Below are 18,556 nucleotides of genomic sequence, written 5' to 3'. Positions count from 1 at the left end.
TTCACTGAAGATCAAATGTGGGAGCGAGCCCGCTCGCGAATGGCCCCACTGCGATTCAAACCCCTCAATCCCTGGTAACCGGCAAAGGCGCAAACAACGCCTCGATATCACTCTGTTCCAGTTTGAATCCGCCCGTCGTGCCACCCTCAAGCACCGCCCCGGCCAGCGCCGCTTTCTCCTGCTGCAACGCCTGGATCTTTTCTTCGACGGTGCCTTTGGCAATCAACTTGTAGACGAACACCGGATTGTTCTGGCCGATGCGATACGCCCGATCAGTCGCCTGATTCTCCACCGCCGGGTTCCACCAAGGATCGAAGTGAATCACCGTGTCCGCCGCCGTCAGGTTCAAACCAGTACCCCCGGCCTTGAGGCTGATCAGGAACAACGGCACCTTGCCGCCCTGGAAATCCTTCACCGGCGTGCGCCGATCGGTGGTGTCGCCGGTCAGCAACGAGTAGGCAAGCCCGCGTTGCTGCAACTCCTGCTCAATCAGCGCGAGCATCGAGGTGAACTGCGAGAACAGCAAAATGCGCCGCCCTTCGCCGAGCAGTTCTTCGAGCATCTCCATCAGGCTGATCAGCTTGCCGCTGCCCGAGCGCAACGCCTTCGCCGTGAGCGGCATATTGACCAGGCGCAGATCGCAGCAGACCTGACGCAGCTTGAGCAGCGCATCGAGGATGATGATCTGACTGCGCGCCACGCCGCTGCGGGCGATTTCGTCGCGGACCTTTTTGTCCATCGCCACGCGCACCGTCTCATAGACGTCGCGCTGACCATCGCTGAGTTCGACCCAGTGGATGATCTCGGTTTTCGGCGGCAACTCGGTGGCGACCTGATCCTTCTTGCGTCGCAGCAAAAACGGCTTGATGCGCGCGGTCAGGTGCTGCATGCGCTGCACATTGCCGTGCTTCTCGATCGGTGTGCGGTAATCGCGGTTAAAGGATTTGCTGTCGCCGAGCCAGCCGGGCATGAGGAAATGGAACTGCGACCACAGCTCACCGAGGTGGTTTTCCAGCGGCGTACCGCTCAGACACAAGCGCTGACGGGCCTGCAAGTCACGCGCGGCCTGGGCGGCTTTGCTCAGCGGGTTCTTGATGTTCTGCGCTTCGTCGAGAATCAGCACGCTCCACGACTGCGGCTGCAAGATTTCCAGATCCCTGGGCAGCAATGCGTAAGTGGTCAGCACCAAGTCGTATTCGCCCAGATTGGCAAAGTCCTTTTGCCGCCCGGTGCCGTGCAGCGCCAGGACTTTCAACTGCGGCGTGAAGCGCTCGGCTTCGTCGAGCCAGTTGGGAATCAGGCTGGTGGGCATCACCGCCAGTGCCGGACAGTCCAGACGCCCGGCGTGTTTCTCCGTGAGCAGATGCGCCAGGGTCTGCAGGGTTTTACCCAGGCCCATGTCATCGCCCAAAATGCCGCCGACCTCCAGCTCGCGCAGGGTCTGCATCCAGTTCAGGCCTTCGAGCTGATACGGGCGCAGTTGCGCATTGAGGCCGGCCGGCGCAGCAACCTGGGCGTGACTGGAATTCTGCAGACGCTCGGCAAAAGTGCGCAGACGTTCGCCGCCCTGCCAATCCAGCGGCACGCCATCGAGCATACTCAGACGCGCGGCGTCTGGAGCGGTCAAGCGCAGCGCATCACCCTGATGGCCGCCCAGGTACAGCTCGCCCAGCGTCGCCATCAGCGGTTTGACCCGACTCAGCGGCAACGCGACTTTGGCGCCCGCCGGCTCGCCAAAACCGCTGGGCTTGAGCTCGATCAGGAGTTTTTCATCATCGCTGCGCTGCGCCAGATTGACCGGGTCGAGCAAGCGCGGCTGGGTTCGCAACAGGTGCAGAAGGATCGGCAGCAAGCTGTAGCGCTCGCCGTTGACGACGATACCCAACTGCAGATCAAACCACTGATGCGTGGCCTCTTCTTCGACCTCGGCGTACCACTGTTCAACCGGTTGTACATCGAAATGGAAACCGGGACTGATCTCGATTTTCCAATCTGCAGCGCGCAGCGTGGCCAGCCCTTCGTGCATGAACCCGAGCCAGGCGGAATCATCCGGCAGGGTAAACATCTCGCCAGGACGATCCATTGCACTCTTGCGCGTGGCTTTCTTGAAGCCATGTTTTTGCAGGTTCTGGCGCAGCTTCTTTTCCAGCGCAGGTTGACGCTGAATGCGCTGGGTTTCGCTGCCGTTGAGGATCATCACTTCCGGGTTGCGGTCCACCGCTGGATGACCGTTGTAGGTAAACAGCAGAGCGGCGCGGTGTTCCAGCACATATTCCCAGCGCGAGCGCTCTCGACCGCTGACCAGGGTCAGTTGCGGCTGCGGCAGCACGTCATCGATGATCCGCTCGGTGAGCTTGTGTGGTGGCGCAATTTGGGTCGCCGCGCTCATGCGATGGCTGAACTGCATGGCCTGACGCGCCGGAATATCTGGCGCCTGGGTCAAATGGCAGGCGAGTTTTTCTTCCAGCTCAGTGAACAGCGGGCCAACCTGGCGCTGCTCGCGATCAAGATAATAAAGCGGCTCCAGCGCCAGCACGGTTTCCTGCGCGGCTTCGGCACTGCTCCATTGCGCGCGGAATCCGCCGTCAGCCTGCTCGGCCCAAGAGAACTGACCCACGCGTTTCGCCCCCGGTGTCAGCGCTCGCAGGTCTTCGAAGTCGAGGAACAGCCGCGAAGTGCGCAGGAGCATTTCCAGCAGTTCGGCGCCACTGCTGCCTTCCAGCGGATAGCCGCTGTAATAGGCGTGATGGGAATGCATGGCGACCAACAGCCGGGCGATGCGCAGATCCAGCTCGGACAGGTAGCCGGGCTGGCGCATGAGCATTTCCGCGAGCGAGTACATCGGTTTGACTTCGCGTAACTCGCCGCTCTTGAGCTGGTAGACCTTGAAAATATCCAGCAGCCACTTGCCGTTCGCAGACGTCGGTTTGAGCTTGTAAAACAGACGCGTGCCTGCGGTTTGCGCATTTTCTTCAGCGGGCTTGGCCGGCACGGGAATTGTCGAAAGCCAATGCTCCAGCGCTCGTCCCAACGGGGTCTGCGCGTCACTTCCAGACGCATCCTCGCCAGTGCCCAGCAGGTGATAGAGCACCGCTGCGCTGTGCTTGCAGTCGATTGCAACAGGACAGCTGCACAGGCAACGCAGGTTTACCGACCCCAGCCGATCTTCGGACAGGTAAATGCTTTGCTCATACGCCTGAAGTTGCGAGCCGACGCAGAACGCCTCTATCTTCCTTTCATCGATCTCGAGGATCTCGACCCGGTCATCGGCGGCATAAGCCCGGGCCTTGGCCAACGCCTTGCTACTGAATGCGTGGGTCCATGTCAGCCCTTTGAGCCGCTCGATGAAAATGCTCATGGACAGTCCTTAGCTGGCCAGCACCCGGGCCAACGTTGATTTCACCTTGCCCATGCCGTCGTGCAGGGCCTGCTCGATTTCTGCCATGGTGATGACTTCGGTGGTCTTGCCAGCTGCAGGATTCACCACCAGCGCCAGACAGGCGTAATCCAGATCCAGCTCACGGGCCAGCGCCGCTTCCGGCATGCCGGTCATGCCGACGATGTCGCAGCCGTCACGTTCCAGTCGCACGATCTCGGCGACCGTTTCCAGACGCGGTCCCTGGGTGCAGGCGTACACGCCTTGATCGCTGAATTCGCAGCCTTCGGCGGCGACTGCTGCAATCAATTGCTGACGCAACGGCTCGCTGTAGGGAAAGCTGAAATCGATGTGGGTGACGTGCTCCAGATCATCAGCGAAATAGGTGTGCTCGCGCCCGCTGGTGTAGTCGACGATCTGGTGCGGCACACAGAAATGCCCGGTGCCCATGGCCGGATGAATCCCGCCCACCGCATTGACGGCGATGATCGCTTCGGCACCGGCCTGCTTCAGCGCCCAGAGGTTGGCGCGGTAGTTAACCTTGTGCGGAGGGAAGCGATGCGGGTGACCGTGACGGGCGAGGAACAGCACTTCCTTGCCAGCGTATTCACCAATCTGCACCTCGGCCGAAGGCGCGCCGTAAGGAGTGTCAACTGCCAGCGACTGGCGAATGCTCAAGCCTTCGAGCTGAGTCAGGCCGGTGCCACCGATGATTGCGTAAACGGTCATAACGAAAAATCCTTAATCGATCAGTTGAGCGTCTTTGAGCGCGCCGAGGGCGGTGAGCCAACGCGGGTCCTGACGATAATCGGTGCTGGCGAAGGCCTGCCCGCGCATCTTCGCGATGCGCGCGGAAGGCTTGACCTTCATGCGCTGGGCGGCACTCAACGCCAGCTCGGCTGCCGCGCGGTCGTTGCATACCAGACCCATGTCGCAACCGGCACTCAGCGCGGCTTCGATGCGGCTGGCAGCGTCGCCGACCACGTGGGCGCCGGCCATCGACAGATCATCGCTGAAGATCACGCCATCGAAATCCAACTCGCCGCGCAGGATGTCCTGCAGCCAGCGTCGGGAAAAACCGGCGGGCTGTGAATCGACTTGCGGATAGATGACGTGGGCTGGCATCACGGCGGCCAGTTGTTTGCTGAGTTTGGCGAAGGGCACCAGATCATTGGCGCGGATCTCGTCGAGGCTGCGCTCGTCGTTCGGAATCGCCACATGGGAGTCGGCTTCGGCCCAGCCGTGGCCCGGGAAATGTTTGCCGGTGGCGGCCATGCCGGCGCTGTTCATGCCGCGAATGAATGCACCGGCGAGCAAGGCTGCGCGCTCGGGATCGCCTTCGAATGAACGGGTACCGACCACAGCGCTGCGCTGATAGTCCAGGTCCAATACAGGGGCGAAACTCAAGTCGAGCCCGACCGCCAGCACTTCGGTGGCCATGATCCAGCCGCATTGCTCGGCGAGGTATTCGGCGTTCGGGTTATCAGCGATGGCGCGCATCGCTGGCAGACGGACGAACCCCTGACGCAGGCGCTGCACGCGCCCACCTTCCTGATCCACCGCCAGCAGCAGATCCGGACGAATCGCGCGGATCGCGGCGCTGAGTTCGCGCACCTGGCGTGGATGCTCGATATTGCGGGCGAAAATGATCAGGCCGCCCACTTCGGGCTGACGCAACAATTGGCGATCTTCGGCCGTCAGCCAAGTACCGGCGACGTCCACCATCAACGAGCCTTGCAGGCCAGCAGTCATAGAGATTCCTTGAAAACGAAAAACCCGATCTGCTTGCATTCGCTACCGTGGGCATTGCCCGGACGGTCAGCAGAATTCATGCAGATCGGGTTCAGTACGAGAGTCGGCATGGCCGGCTAGCTTAGCGGATACCAGCTGCCGCGCCCACCCGTGCGCGGTCAAACCTTGGCGGCGACCGGCATGGATTTGCTGCGCGGACGCAATTGCGCACTGGCCATGGCTGTATCGGTGACGCCGGTTTCGGCGCGCATGCCGGCAGCGAGAAACGGCACCATCAGGCGCATCACTTGTTCGATGGAGGTATTGACGCCGAAATCGGTCTCGGCAATCGCACGTAAGGCCTTGATCCCGGACATGCTGAACGCTGCGGCGCCAAGCATGAAGTGCACGCGCCAGAACAGTTCGATCGGCGGAATGCGTGGCGCCGCTTCATTGACCAGCAGCATGTAGCGGCGGAACACCTTGCCGTACATGTCTTCCAGATAACGCCGCAAGTGGCCCTGGCTTTGACTGAACGCGAGGCCGAGCAAGCGCATGAAGATCGACAGGTCATTACCGCTGCGAGGCTGCACGACGAGCGCCTGCTCGACGAGAATTTCCAGCAACTCCTCGAGGGTCGGCTTGTTCTCAGGCTTGGCCTGACGGCGCTCCAGCTCTTTATCGAGACTGACGCAGAACGGGCCGAGGAAGCGCGAGAACACGGCCTGGATCAGCGCCTTTTTCGAGCCGAAGTGATAATTCACCGCAGCCAGATTGACGCCAGCCTTGCTGGTGATCAAACGCAATGAGGTTTCAGCGAATCCTTTCTCCGCGAACAACTGCTCGGCAGCATCAAGAATGCGTTCAACGGTTTCCGACTGGGCCATGGCTACTCCGCCTGACAAACACTTGTTTGAAACATACGTTTCAGCCTGTGCCTTGTCAAGCCTGCCGGTTCGTTTTGGGAATGGTCGGTCAGCTATTTAACCACACAAGGCGCCAGCATTAATAAGCGCCCTTCGCGACCGCTCGGCGGGCGGCAAAAAAACGCCCATTGCCAAGACCGCTTCACTGTATATAATCCCAGTCACTGTATAAAAAGACAGAGCGATCAATATGCTAAAGCTGACGCCACGCCAAGCCGAGATACTGGCCTTTATCAAACGTTGCCTCGAAGACAACGGCTATCCGCCCACCCGCGCGGAAATCGCTCAGGAACTGGGTTTCAAATCGCCGAATGCGGCGGAAGAGCATCTTAAAGCCCTGGCCCGCAAGGGCGCGATCGAAATGACGCCCGGCGCTTCTCGCGGCATCCGCATTCCCGGCTTCGAAGCCAAGGCCGACGATTCCACCCTGCCGATCATCGGCCGAGTGGCTGCCGGCGCGCCGATCCTCGCCCAGCAGCACATCGAAGAATCCTGCAACATCAATCCGACCTTCTTCCATCCTCGCGCCGACTACCTGTTGCGTGTACACGGCATGAGCATGAAGGACATCGGCATCTTCGACGGCGACCTGCTGGCAGTGCACACCACCCGCGAAGCGCGTAACGGTCAGGTTGTGGTTGCCCGTATCGGCGACGAGGTGACGGTCAAACGCTTCAAGCGTGAAGGCAGCAAAGTCTGGCTGATCGCCGAAAACCCCGAGTTCGCCCCTATCGAAGTCGACCTGAAAGATCAGGAACTGGTGATCGAAGGCTTGAGTGTCGGCGTCATTCGCCGCTAAAGGAGGCTCCATGCAGTTTCCACACACACCTCAGCAAACACAACTGCCTTTGTTTGAAGCGTTTCTGGCGCAGCCGATAGCGCCGATCCTCAAAGACGTGGTCGAGCGTGACTGGAATGCCAAACCTGACGCCTTCAGTGAGCTATCACTGCGCGGTGCGGCCGGGAACTGCCTGAACCTGCTCGCCCCGATCCTGCGTGAGCTCAGCGAGGATCAGGATGCTCGCTGGCTGACGCTGATCGCCCCACCCGCCAGCCTGACGCAAACCTGGCTGCGCGATGCCGGCCTGAATCGCGAACGCATTCTTCTGCTGCAACCGCGCGGCACTCAGAGTGCTCAGCAACTGGCGTGCGAAGCGTTGCGACTGGGTCGCAGCCACACCGTGGTGACCTGGCTAAACCCGTTGAATGCCAATTCCCGGCAACAACTGATCAGCGCCGCGCGTACGGGCGAAGCTCAGAGCCTGAACATTCGTTTGGGTTGATTGATGGTAGTGCGCGCTGTGTGAAGCGCAGGGCTTCTCCAGGGACAGAGAAGCCGATCTGAAGCGCAAGCGACCGAGCAAAGGCCAAAGCGTGAATCAATGAAGAACCCGCGGCCCCTCATCCTTATCGAACTCGCCTTCAACCATACGACCCGCCATCTGCACGCCAACGCTCAACATCGCTTTGGCGATTTCAACGTGCTGGCCTTGCAGGAACGCCTTGGCATCCTCGGAGAAATCCAGCGTCACCAGAGAACCTTCGTCCTCAGCCCTGCGCAGTTCGATTCGGCCGTCTGGTAACTCGACAATTTCTAGAAAGGACGTTGGCATATAGGTCTGTTCTCCACGAAAGGCAGCGATTATATAGACATCATTCGAGCTTCGCTCAGGATCTTGACCAGCAGCATGTTTCAGATTGCCACTGCGCCAAACTACCTCAGCACTCGTTCAAGCCTTCGCGGAAACGCAGGGCCAGACCTTTCAGGTGCTGCCGCCAGCTCTCCAGCTCATCTCGACTCAACTCTTCTGGCGCCTCTTCTTCATCAAGATTTACCGCTTGAATCAGCGGCTGCGTCACGTCGCCTTTCGGTTTGCGTGGCGCCCTCGGTGGCTGAAACAGTGCTGCGTGCGCCGCCAGCAGTTTCGCCAGCCAGGTTTCCGGATTACCGGCCAGCTCGACCATTTCCGCCAGCTCCGGGATCGCGATGGACTCCAGCACTTCGCGCTTAAGCAACTCCTCCGCCCTCGGCGAATTGGCCTGCGGCAGACGATAAAAGCCGGCGATCTCATGACACAAACCCAGCAGTGCGCCGTAGAGGTGAAACAGCGCCGACTCGCGCCCGGCCTGGATCAGCGCCAGGGAATTCATCGCCCGCCCCTCTTCAGCACGAGCCAGAGCCTCGAGTGACAGGCCGGCGAAATAGATCTTCTGGTTGGTGCGGGTATAGAGTTCGTGGGCCATGACGGCAGCCTCCACAACGAAATAATTGCTTCACACAGGTCGGACAGTGTCGTGGATCAGCCGATGCCACCGCAAGCACAAAACAAAAAGGCCGCATGAAACCCTCAAGGTTTCATGCGGCCTTTTCGCCGTTCAGACTAACGCTTACTCAGCCTTGGCCTTTGCGCTGCGCTTGTCTTCAACAGTCCACTTGCCACCGTCGTAATACGCCTTCCAGCCTGTCGGTTTGCCATCGACTTCGGTCTGTACGTATTGCTCCTTGGTCTTGCGGCTGTAGCGAATGACCGCTGGCAGACCGTCAGGATCCTTTTGCGGAGCCTCGCACAGGAAGTGGTACTTCGGATCGATCTCGTCCTTGTGCGGCAGAATCTCGATCACCAGCGGAGCGCGAGTCTCGCGGTTTTTCGGGAACTGACTGGCGGCCAGGAACAGACCGGACGCACCATCGCGCAGGATGTAGGTGTCGTTGACCTTTTCGCATTTCAGCTCAGGCATCTTCACCGGATCCATCTTCGGCGGCGCCGCATCACCGCTCTTCAGCAGTTTGCGGGTGTTCTTGCACTCCGGGTTGGTGCAACCGAAGAACTTGCCAAAACGGCCGGTCTTGAGCTGCATCTCGCTGCCGCACTTATCGCATTCCAGACTCGGACCTTCATAGCCCTTGATGCGATAGCTGCCTTCTTCGATTTCGTAACCGGCGCAATCCGGGTTGTTGCCGCAGATGTGCAACTTGCGCTTTTCGTCCAGCAGATAGGCGTCCATCGCCGTGCTGCAGATCGGGCAGCGATGCTTGCCACGCAATACCAGCGATTCCGATTCGCCCTCGTCGTCCGCTGCGATTTCATCGCCCGGCACCAGGTTGACGGTAGCCTTGCAGCGCTCTTTCGGCGGCAGGCTGTAGCCCGAGCAGCCGAGGAACACGCCAGTCGAGGCAGTACGAATCTGCATCGGACGACCGCACGTGGTGCACGGAATATCGGTCATCACCGGCTGGTTGGCACGCATGCCGCTTTCCGGGTTTTCCGCTACTTCGAGCTTCTTCTTGAAGTCGCCGTAAAACTCGTCCAGCACATTTTTCCAGTCGCGCTCGCCCTGCGCCACGTCATCGAGGTTCTCTTCCATGCCGGCGGTGAAGCCGTAGTCCATGAGATTGGAGAAGCTCTCGGACAGACGCTCGGTGACGATGTCGCCCATCTTTTCCGAGTAGAAACGACGGTTGTGCAGGGTCACATAACCGCGATCCTGAATGGTCGAAATGATCGCAGCGTAAGTCGAAGGACGACCGATGCCGCGCTTTTCCATTTCCTTGACCAGACTGGCCTCGGAGTAACGCGCCGGTGGCTTGGTGAAATGCTGCGACGGATCGAGCTTGATCAGCTTCATCACATCGCCCTGGGCCATGTCCGGCAGCACGTCATCATCGCCAGGCTTGGCAATCTGCGGCATCACCCGGGTGTAACCGTCGAACTTGAGGATACGGCCCTTGGCGCGCAGCTCGAAGTCGCCAGCGCCGACGCTGACGGTGGTCGACAGGTACTGCGCCGGCAGCATCTGGCAGGCGAGGAACTGGCGCCAGATCAGTTCGTACAGACGCTCGGCATCACGCTCCATGCCCGCCAGCTTGCTTGGCGTAGTGTTGGCGTCGGACGGACGAATCGCTTCGTGAGCCTCTTGCGCGCCTTCCTTGCTGCTGTAGACGTTCGGCGTTTCCGGCAGGTACTTCTTGCCGAACTCGTCTTCGATGTAAGTGCGCGCCATCGCCACGGCGTCGGCCGAGAGATTGGTCGAGTCGGTACGCATGTAAGTGATGTAGCCGGCTTCGTACAGACGCTGGGCCATCATCATGGTTTTCTTCACGCCGAAACCGAGGCGGTTGCTCGCAGCCTGCTGCAAGGTCGACGTGATGAACGGCGCCGATGGCTTGCTGCTGGTCGGTTTGTCTTCGCGCTTGACGATGCTGTAGCTGGAGGACTTGAGCTTCTCCAGCGCAGCCATGGCCTGGGCTTCGTTCAGCGGCTTGAAGGCTTCGCCTTTTTCGCGAGCCACTTCGAAACGCACGGTCGAGCCTTTGGCAGTGCCGAGATCAGCATGCACTTCCCAGTATTCTTCGGGATTGAACGCACGGATTTCGCGCTCACGCTCGACCACCAGTTTCACGGCAACCGATTGCACGCGACCGGCGGACAGGCCACGGGCGATCTTGGCCCACAGCAGCGGCGAGACCATGTAGCCGACGACGCGGTCGAGGAAACGACGCGCCTGCTGGGCGTTGACACGATCAATGTCCAGCTCGCCCGGCTCGGAGAAGGCTTCCTGAATCGCCTTCTTGGTGATCTCGTTGAACACCACGCGCTTGTAGCGGCTGTCGTCACCACCGATGGCTTCGCGCAGGTGCCAGGCAATGGCTTCCCCCTCGCGATCCAAGTCGGTTGCGAGATAGATGGTGTCAGCATCCTTGGCGAGCCGTCGCAGCTCTTCGATGACCTTCTCTTTGCCGGGAAGGATCTCGTACTGGGCTTTCCAGCCGTGCTCGGGATCAACGCCCATGCGCGAGACCAGCTGCTTGCGCGCTTTCTCTTTCGGCGAGAGCACCGGACCTTCGCCCGCAGCCGCCTTGCCGCGCTTGGCGGCTGGCTCTTTGCTGGCGCTAGCCGAACCGCTGGTGGGCAGGTCTCGGATATGGCCGATACTCGACTTCACCACGTATTGGTTACCCAGATACTTGTTGATGGTCTTGGCCTTAGCCGGGGATTCCACAATGACCAGCGATTTGCCCATGGATCAGAAAATTCCTGAATTCTAGAAGTGAAAGGCGGTTGGCGCCTGACGCGGCACCGCTATATATAGTTGATACAAGGTGAGGTCAAGCGCAGGGTTGTCTGCGCAGTCGCCTCAAACCTTGTCAAAAAGGCTCGGTTCGGCTTGCACCAAAGCAAAGCGCGGCACCTGCTCGCCGTCAACCTCGACCGACTCGACGAACATGCTCAACGGGCGCACCCAAAAGCCGTAATCGCCATACAGGGCTTGGTAGAAGACCACTTCTTCTTCGGTTTCGGAATGCCGCGCAACACTGAATACACGGTATTGCGGACCTTTGTAATGTTGGTAGAGCCCAGGTTGTATCGGCATGCTTCGGCCCTCACTGAAATCTTTTCAAAAAAATAAATAAAAAACCCAAAAACAAAAACCGGGGCACTGGGCCCCGGCTTCCATCGACGAGACGCTTAAACGCGTTCGAAGACGGTGGAGATGCCTTGGCCGAGACCAATGCACATAGTGGCCACCCCGAAGGTGCCGCTATTCTGCTTCATCACGTTCAACAGGGTGCCGGAAATACGTGCACCGGAGCAACCGAACGGGTGACCCAGGGCGATAGCGCCGCCGTGCAGGTTAACCTTCTCGTTCATCTTGTCGAGCACTTTCAGATCTTTCAGCACTGGCAAGGCCTGTGCGGCGAAAGCTTCGTTGAGCTCGAAGAAGTCGATATCGTTGATGCCAAGGCCCGCACGCTTCAGGGCTTTTTGTGTCGCCGGCACTGGACCATAGCCCATGATCGCCGGGTCCACACCCGCTACTGCCATCGAACGGATCACCGCCATCGGCTGGATACCCAGGTCCTGGGCACGCTGCGCCGACATCACGATCATGCACGAAGCACCGTCAGTGATCTGCGACGAAGTACCGGCAGTCACGGTGCCGCCCTTCGGATTGAATGCCGGCTTGAGCGCCGCCAGACTTTCCAGGGTGGTTTCCGGACGAATGGTTTCGTCGTAGTCGTACAGCTTCAGGAAACCGTTCTCGTCGTAACCCTGCATCGGGATGATTTCGTCCTTGAACTTGCCTTCCACGGTTGCCTTGTGGGCCAACTGGTGGGAACGCACGCCAAAGGCATCCTGCTGCTCACGAGTGATGCCGTGCATCTTGCCAAGCATTTCAGCGGTCAGGCCCATCATGCCCGAGGCTTTCGCCGCGTACAGCGACATGTGCGGGTTCGGATCGACACCGTGCATCATGCTCACATGGCCCATGTGCTCGACGCCGCCGACCACGAACACGTCACCGTTGCCGGTCATGATCGCTTGCGCAGCAGTGTGCAGTGCACTCATCGACGAACCGCACAGACGGCTGACGGTCTGGCCGGCCGAGGTGTGCGGAATCTGGGTCATCAGCGACGCCATGCGCGCGATGTTCCAGCCCTGCTCCAGGGTCTGGTTGACGCAGCCCCAGATCACGTCCTCGACTTCCGCCGGGTCGACCTTGCTGTTGCGTTCCAGCAGTTTGCTGATCAGGTGCGCCGACATGTCTTCAGCGCGGGTGTTGCGGTGCATGCCGCCCTTGGAGCGGCCCATCGGAGTACGACCGAAGTCGACAATCACGACGTCTCTAGGATTCAAGCTCATAAGTTCACTCTCACTCTAGTTGGGGGCGCTTAACCGAAGAAGCTCTGGCCGTTTTTGGCCATTTCGCGCAGCTTCGCGGTCGGGTGGTACAGCGCGCCCAAATCAGCGTACTGGTCAGCCAGGGCAACGAACTCGGCGACACCGATCGAATCGATGTAGCGCAGCGCACCGCCACGGAATGGAGGGAAACCGATACCGTAAACCAGACCCATGTCGGCTTCGGCGGCGGTTTCAACGATGCCGTCTTCCAGGCAACGCACGGTTTCCAGGCACAGCGGGATCATCATCCAGTTGATGATGTCTTCGTCAGTGACTTCGCGCTGCTCGTAAACGATCGGCTTGAGCACTTCGAGTACCGACGGATCGGCGACTTTCTTCTGCTTGCCTTTCTTGTCGGCCTCGTAGGCGTAGAAGCCCTTGCCGTTCTTCTGGCCCAGGCGCTTGGCTTCGTACAGCACGTCGATGGCCGAGCGACGGTCATCCTTCATGCGGTCCGGGAAACCTTCAGCCATCACGTCACGACCGTGGTGACCGGTGTCGATGCCAACTACGTCCATCAGGTATGCCGGGCCCATCGGCCAGCCGAATTTTTCCATGACCTTGTCGATACGCACGAAGTCGACACCGGAGCTGACCAGCTTGGCGAAACCGCCGAAGTACGGGAACAGCACGCGGTTGACCAAGAAGCCCGGGCAGTCATTGACCACGATCGGGTTCTTGCCCATTTTCTTCGCGTAGGCAACGGTGGTGGCGATGGCCAGTTCGCTGGACTTCTCGCCCCGGATGACTTCCACCAGCGGCATCATGTGCACCGGGTTGAAGAAGTGCATGCCGACGAAGTTTTCCGGACGTTTGAGGGCCTTGGCCAGCAGGCTGATGGAAATGGTCGAGGTGTTGGACGCGAGGATGGTGTCCTCTTTGACCTTGTCTTCGACTTCAGCCAGTACCGCTTGCTTGACCTTCGGGTTCTCGACCACAGCTTCGACAACCAGATCGACGTGACCGAAGTCGCCGTAGGACAGGGTCGGACGAATGCCGTTGAGCACTTCAGCCATCTTCGCAGCGGTCATGCGACCCTTGTCAACGCGGCCAACCAGCAGCTTGGCGGCTTCGGCCAGACCCTGCTCGATACCGTGCTCGTTGATGTCCTTCATCAGGATCGGCGTGCCTTTGGAAGCCGACTGATAGGCGATACCGCCACCCATGATGCCGGCGCCCAGTACGGCAGCCTGCTTCACATCTTTGGCGATTTCGTCATAGGCCTTGGCCTTTTTCTTCAGCTCCTGATCGTTCAGGAACAGGCCGATCAGGCTCTGTGCGGCAGAAGTCTTGGCCAGTTTGACGAAGCCTGCAGCTTCCACTTCCAGCGCTTTGTCGCGACCAAAGTTCGCGGCTTTCTGGATGGTCTTGATCGCTTCAACCGGCGCCGGGTAGTTCGGGCCGGCCTGGCCAGCCACGAAACCTTTGGCGGTTTCGAAAGCCATCATTTGCTCAATGGCGTTCAACTTGAGTTTTTCAAGTTTCGGCTGACGCTTGGCCTTGTAATCGAACTCGCCGGAGATGGCGCGCTTGATCAGCTCGAGGGCAGCTTCCTGCAATTTTTCAGGGGCGACTACGGCGTCGACGGCGCTGACTTTCAGGGCGTCTTCAGGGCGGTTTTCCTTGCCAGCGGCAATCCACTCGATGGCGTTGTCGACACCGATCAGGCGTGTCAGACGTACGGTACCGCCGAAGCCTGGGTAGATGCCCAGTTTGACTTCCGGCAGACCGATCTTGGCCTTGGTGGACATGACGCGATAGTCAGCGGCCAGGCACATTTCCAGACCGCCACCGAGAGCGATGCCGTTGATGGCCGCGACGGTTGGCACGTTGAGGTCTTCGAAATCGCTGAAGATCTTGTTGGCTTCGAGATTGCCTGCAACCAGCTCGGCATCCGGCAGCTTGAAGTTGTCGACAAATTCGGTGATGTCGGCGCCGACGATGAATACGTCCTTGCCGCTGCTGACGATCACGCCCTTGATCGAAGCATCTGCCTTGATGGTGTCTACGGCCTGACGCAGTTCGTTCAGGGTTAGACGGTTGAACTTGTTGACGGACTCACCCTTGAGGTCGAATTTCAATTCGACGATGCCACTTTCAAGAGCTTTAACCGTGATGGCTTTACCTTCGTAAATCATCAACTGATCTCCACGATATGGAAGCTGAACAGTACACGTCGGACGCAGGGTTATGGCTCAGAAGGACGCTTTGCTCGTCGATACTGACACCGTCTGCCTGGCACACCCGCCAACGCGATAGTCGGGATTCTGTAGGAGCAGTCTGTAAGACAAACGCTCAATTCATACGCCCGTTTGATTCGGGTACGTCACCTTCACGGAATTTCTGACAATTGTCAATCGCCCTAAATTCGGGCTGAAATGCGACTTTGCAGTCATTTCTGCACCATGATGAGCAGCAACACCCGTCTCGATGTTGAGCCATTCATAGAATCAATAGTTAGAAAAATCGCCCTAATTTCCGCCGAGCCCTGTACAGAAGGCTACGCTGGGGAGGCTGCAAGGAAATTTGCCGGGGCGATCACAGCGCCTGCCGCATAAGAGATTACCGGCCTGCCTGGCCAACCCGCCCGACGAATCATGTCGGGCTTTTTATTGCGCGTCTGCCGGACGTTCCCCACCGTTGCAGTGAGAAAAGTCCGCGCATCACGCCAGCGCTTTCAGCGTCGCATCGATATCCTGCAAAACCGTCGCCTCGCCCTTCTCGCCCCAGTACAAGGCGATCATCTGCTTGTCCGCTTCGATCTTGAAAACATTGCCCGGCAATTTTTCGAAATAATCGAGCAGCCTCCGGTCATCGCAGACTTCTTGCCATTGATTGACCCACACGCCCGGGGTTTTCTGCCAATAGGTCCAGCACGCCGGTTGACTGCCCCGCCGGGGCCGGTGGTACTGGGCGCAGGGATTCGGCGGCTCCGGCAGCAGCCAGTGCGGCCACTCCTGCGGCGCCAGTTGCATGGCCAGGCCGATGCGTCGCGCCTCCATGCGCAGGGCCATGCGCCCGCTCTGCGTGCGCGATGGGCGCAACCATGCCAGCGGACTTAAAACTACCAGCAGGATTGACACCACCAGCCAGACCGTCATATCTGTACTCCCGATTTTTGATGAGCCCATTGTGTCACTAGCGAACCAATGCGCTTGAAACCAGCCATACTTACCAATATCGAACCCTCAGGAGGAGCACCTCATGCCCTACCACCACATACTGGTCGCCGTAGATCTGACCGAAGAGTGCGACCCTGTGATCCACCGCGCCCGCGAGCTGTCGGTGAGCAACGGTGCCAAGTTGTCGCTGGTGCATATCGTTGAACCTATGGCCATGGCCTTCGGTGGCGACGTGCCAATGGACCTGTCACAACTGCAACAACAACAGTTCGATCAGGCCAAGGAACGCCTTGAAAAACTGAAAATGAAATATCCCGAGCTCGGAGGCGCCAATTGCCATCTGACCTACGGCCAGCCCCGCCAGGAGATCCATCATTTTGCCAAGGAACAGACTTGCGATCTGATCGTGGTTGGCAGTCATGGTCGTCATGGCCTGGCACTGTTGCTCGGCTCGACCGCGAATGACGTACTGCACGGCGCGCCTTGCGACGTACTGGCGGTGCACCTGGTCAAACGCTGACTTGTCTTGCTCTTTGTGGGAGCGAGCCTGCTCGCGAATACGTCAGCACATACAACATCAGTGCTGCCTGACACACCGCTTTCGCGAGCAGGCTCGCTCCCACAGGTGACCTGTTCCAGCCTGTAGATCGCGTTACATATGAAAAGCCCGGCGCTCATCACTGAGCGCCGGGCTTTTTCACATCAGGAGCATTCAGGCATCCAGCTCGGCCCAACGCTCCACCAACGCATCCAGCTCGGCCTGCAATTGCTCCAGCGAAGCAATCACTTTGGCCGTTTCCGCCGGCGGACGCTGGTAAAAACCGGCTTCAGCCATTTCCGCTTCAACCGCGGCGATCTGCTGCTCCTTGGCGTCGATGTCGCCCGGCAAGGCTTCCAGCTCACGCTGCAGCTTGTAGCTGAGTTTCTTCTTGGCAACCGGAGCAGCAGCGGCAAGCGCAGCCACCGGAGCCGGCTCAGCGGTAACCACCGCCGAATTCAGGTCAGCCTTGCCCGACTTGCTTTCAGTCACACCCAACAGACGCGGCGAGCCGCCCTGACGGATCCAGTCCTGATAGCCGCCGACATATTCACGAACCTTGCCTTCGCCTTCGAAGACCAGGGTGCTGGTCACCACGTTATCGAGGAATGCCCGGTCGTGGCTGACCATCAACACGGTGCCGTTGAAAGTCAGCAGCACTTCTTCGAGCAGCTCGAGGGTTTCCACATCGAGGTCGTTGGTCGGTTCGTCGAGTACCAGCAGGTTCGCCGGTTTACTGAACAGCTTCGCCAGCAACAGACGCGCACGCTCGCCACCGGACAACGCCTTGACCGGCGTACGCGCACGCTGCGGGCTGAACAGGAAATCACCGAGATAGCTCAGCACATGGCGGCTCTGACCGTCGATATCGATAAAGTCGCGACCTTCGGCGACGTTGTCGATCACGGTTTTTTCCAGATCCAGCTGATGGCGCAACTGGTCGAAGTACGCCACGTCGATGCGTGTGCCCTCTTCCACTTTACCGCTGGTCGGTTGCAGACCGCTGAGCATCAGTTTCAACAGGGTGGTCTTGCCGGTACCGTTGGCGCCGAGCAGACCGATACGGTCGCCGCGCTGCAGGACCATGGAGAAATCCTTGATCAGGAACGGCCCGCCCGGATGCGCGAAGCTCACGTTCTCGAGGACCATCACCTGTTTGCCGGACTTGTCCGCGGTTTCCAGCTGGATGTTGGCCTTGCCGGTACGCTCGCGACGCTCACTGCGCTCAACGCGCAGGGCTTTCAGCGCGCGCACGCGACCTTCGTTACGGGTACGCCGGGCCTTGATACCCTGACGGATCCACACTTCTTCCTGAGCAAGTCGCTTGTCGAACAGCGCGTTGGCGGTTTCTTCAGCAGCCAGCGCAGCTTCTTTGTGCACGAGGAAACTGGCGTAGTCGCCGTTCCAGTCAATCAGGCCGCCGCGATCCAGTTCGAGAATGCGCGTGGCGAGGTTTTGCAGGAAGGAACGGTCGTGCGTGATGAACAGCACGGCGCCCTGGAAATCTTTCAGCGCCTCTTCGAGCCAGGCAATCGCACCGATGTCCAGGTGGTTGGTCGGTTCGTCGAGCAGCAGCAGGTCCGGTTCGGAGACCAGCGCCTGCGCCAGCAGCACGCGGCGACGCCAGCCGCCGGACAGCTCGGCGAGGGTCTTGTCGGCCGGCAGTTGCAGGCGGCTCAGGGTGCTGTCGACCAGCGTCTGCAAGCGCCAGCCGTCACGGGCTTCAAGGTCGTGCTGGACGTGCATCAGCTTGTCCAGATCGGCGTCGGTGACGATGTTCTGGCTCAGGTGATGGTATTCGGCGAGCAAGGCGCCTACACCGTCGAGGCCTTCAGCGACCACGTCGAATACCGTCCGGTCGTCGGCCACTGGCAATTCTTGCGGCAGTTCGCCGATTTTCAGACCGGGGGCACGCCACACCGAGCCGTCATCGGGCTTCTGGTCGCCCTTGACCAGTTTCATCATGCTGGACTTGCCAGTGCCATTGCGGCCGATGATGCACACCCGCTCACCACGGGCGATCTGCCAGGACACCTTGTCCAACAACGGCATAGCGCCGAACGCAAGGGACACATCGCTGAATTTGAGCAGGGTCATGAGCTTCTCCAAAAACCGGGCGCGCATTCTACCTGACTTGAGGCGTCAGCAGGCCGGCAATTTGTCTGTCGAAGCACTCTGCA

At 59.5% G+C, this 18,556-nt stretch carries 15 protein-coding genes; 3 read left to right on the top strand and 12 right to left on the bottom strand.

Annotated elements, in window-relative coordinates; genetic code table 11:
* Positions 1-64: 64 nt before the first annotated feature.
* The 4 genes from PspCFBP13508_RS12290 to PspCFBP13508_RS12275 all read right to left on the bottom strand — a co-directional run bounded on the left by PspCFBP13508_RS12290 (position 65) and on the right by PspCFBP13508_RS12275 (position 5,994).
* A complete protein-coding gene (locus PspCFBP13508_RS12290; protein ID WP_137214652.1) occupies positions 65-3,358 on the bottom strand; it encodes a DEAD/DEAH box helicase in 3,294 nt (1,097 codons plus the stop codon).
* A gap of 9 nt (positions 3,359-3,367) precedes the next feature.
* Positions 3,368-4,105, bottom strand: a complete 738-nt coding sequence (locus PspCFBP13508_RS12285; protein WP_071173058.1) for an S-methyl-5'-thioinosine phosphorylase — start codon at positions 4,103-4,105, stop codon at positions 3,368-3,370.
* Positions 4,106-4,117: 12 nt separating this feature from the next.
* Positions 4,118-5,128 (bottom strand): beta-N-acetylhexosaminidase, encoded by a 1,011-nt coding sequence (nagZ, locus tag PspCFBP13508_RS12280; RefSeq protein ID WP_137214650.1) that lies wholly within the window; start codon positions 5,126-5,128, stop codon positions 4,118-4,120.
* A gap of 158 nt (positions 5,129-5,286) precedes the next feature.
* Positions 5,287-5,994: a TetR/AcrR family transcriptional regulator gene (locus tag PspCFBP13508_RS12275; protein WP_016775489.1), complete on the bottom strand. Its 708-nt coding sequence runs from the start codon at positions 5,992-5,994 to the stop codon at positions 5,287-5,289.
* A gap of 229 nt (positions 5,995-6,223) precedes the next feature.
* Between PspCFBP13508_RS12275 and lexA the strand changes: the two genes are divergently transcribed.
* Positions 6,224-6,832 carry a transcriptional repressor LexA gene (lexA, locus tag PspCFBP13508_RS12270; RefSeq protein WP_016775490.1) on the top strand — a complete coding sequence of 203 codons (609 nt, stop codon included), beginning with the start codon at positions 6,224-6,226 and terminating at the stop codon, positions 6,830-6,832.
* 10 nt (positions 6,833-6,842) lie between these two features.
* A complete protein-coding gene (sulA, locus tag PspCFBP13508_RS12265) occupies positions 6,843-7,316 on the top strand; it encodes an SOS-induced cell division inhibitor SulA (RefSeq protein ID WP_041477346.1) in 474 nt (157 codons plus the stop codon).
* A gap of 96 nt (positions 7,317-7,412) precedes the next feature.
* On the opposite strand, the gene PspCFBP13508_RS12260 is transcribed toward sulA, so the two are convergent.
* From PspCFBP13508_RS12260 to PspCFBP13508_RS12230, 7 genes are all read right to left on the bottom strand, one after another.
* Positions 7,413-7,646: a hypothetical protein gene (locus PspCFBP13508_RS12260; protein WP_007953047.1), complete on the bottom strand. Its 234-nt coding sequence runs from the start codon at positions 7,644-7,646 to the stop codon at positions 7,413-7,415.
* Between the two features lie 106 nt (positions 7,647-7,752).
* Positions 7,753-8,277, bottom strand: a complete 525-nt coding sequence (locus PspCFBP13508_RS12255; RefSeq protein ID WP_137214649.1) for a DUF6586 family protein — start codon at positions 8,275-8,277, stop codon at positions 7,753-7,755.
* Positions 8,278-8,421: 144 nt separating this feature from the next.
* Positions 8,422-11,055 (bottom strand): type I DNA topoisomerase, encoded by a 2,634-nt coding sequence (topA, locus tag PspCFBP13508_RS12250; RefSeq protein WP_137214647.1) that lies wholly within the window; start codon positions 11,053-11,055, stop codon positions 8,422-8,424.
* A 114-nt stretch (positions 11,056-11,169) separates the two neighbouring features.
* Positions 11,170-11,406: a DUF1653 domain-containing protein gene (locus tag PspCFBP13508_RS12245; RefSeq protein ID WP_024013639.1), complete on the bottom strand. Its 237-nt coding sequence runs from the start codon at positions 11,404-11,406 to the stop codon at positions 11,170-11,172.
* 95 nt (positions 11,407-11,501) lie between these two features.
* Positions 11,502-12,677: an acetyl-CoA C-acyltransferase FadA gene (gene fadA / locus PspCFBP13508_RS12240; protein ID WP_016775495.1), complete on the bottom strand. Its 1,176-nt coding sequence runs from the start codon at positions 12,675-12,677 to the stop codon at positions 11,502-11,504.
* Between the two features lie 29 nt (positions 12,678-12,706).
* Positions 12,707-14,854 carry a fatty acid oxidation complex subunit alpha FadB gene (gene fadB, locus PspCFBP13508_RS12235; RefSeq protein ID WP_137214645.1) on the bottom strand — a complete coding sequence of 716 codons (2,148 nt, stop codon included), beginning with the start codon at positions 14,852-14,854 and terminating at the stop codon, positions 12,707-12,709.
* 525 nt (positions 14,855-15,379) lie between these two features.
* Positions 15,380-15,817, bottom strand: coding sequence for a hypothetical protein (locus PspCFBP13508_RS12230; RefSeq protein WP_137214643.1), 438 nt, complete (start codon positions 15,815-15,817; stop codon positions 15,380-15,382).
* A gap of 103 nt (positions 15,818-15,920) precedes the next feature.
* Here PspCFBP13508_RS12230 and PspCFBP13508_RS12225 point away from each other — a divergent pair, with 103 nt between their 5' ends.
* Entirely contained in the window at positions 15,921-16,358 is a 438-nt protein-coding gene (locus PspCFBP13508_RS12225; protein ID WP_137214641.1) for a universal stress protein, read from the top strand.
* A 192-nt stretch (positions 16,359-16,550) separates the two neighbouring features.
* On the opposite strand, the gene PspCFBP13508_RS12220 is transcribed toward PspCFBP13508_RS12225, so the two are convergent.
* A complete protein-coding gene (locus PspCFBP13508_RS12220; protein ID WP_125918334.1) occupies positions 16,551-18,473 on the bottom strand; it encodes an ATP-binding cassette domain-containing protein in 1,923 nt (640 codons plus the stop codon).
* Positions 18,474-18,556: the final 83 nt, after the last annotated feature.

The organism is Pseudomonas sp. CFBP13508, from assembly GCF_005233515.1.
Taxonomy (GTDB): Bacteria; Pseudomonadota; Gammaproteobacteria; order Pseudomonadales; family Pseudomonadaceae; genus Aquipseudomonas; species Aquipseudomonas mercuritolerans.
This window is presented reverse-complemented; position numbering and strand designations above follow the sequence as displayed.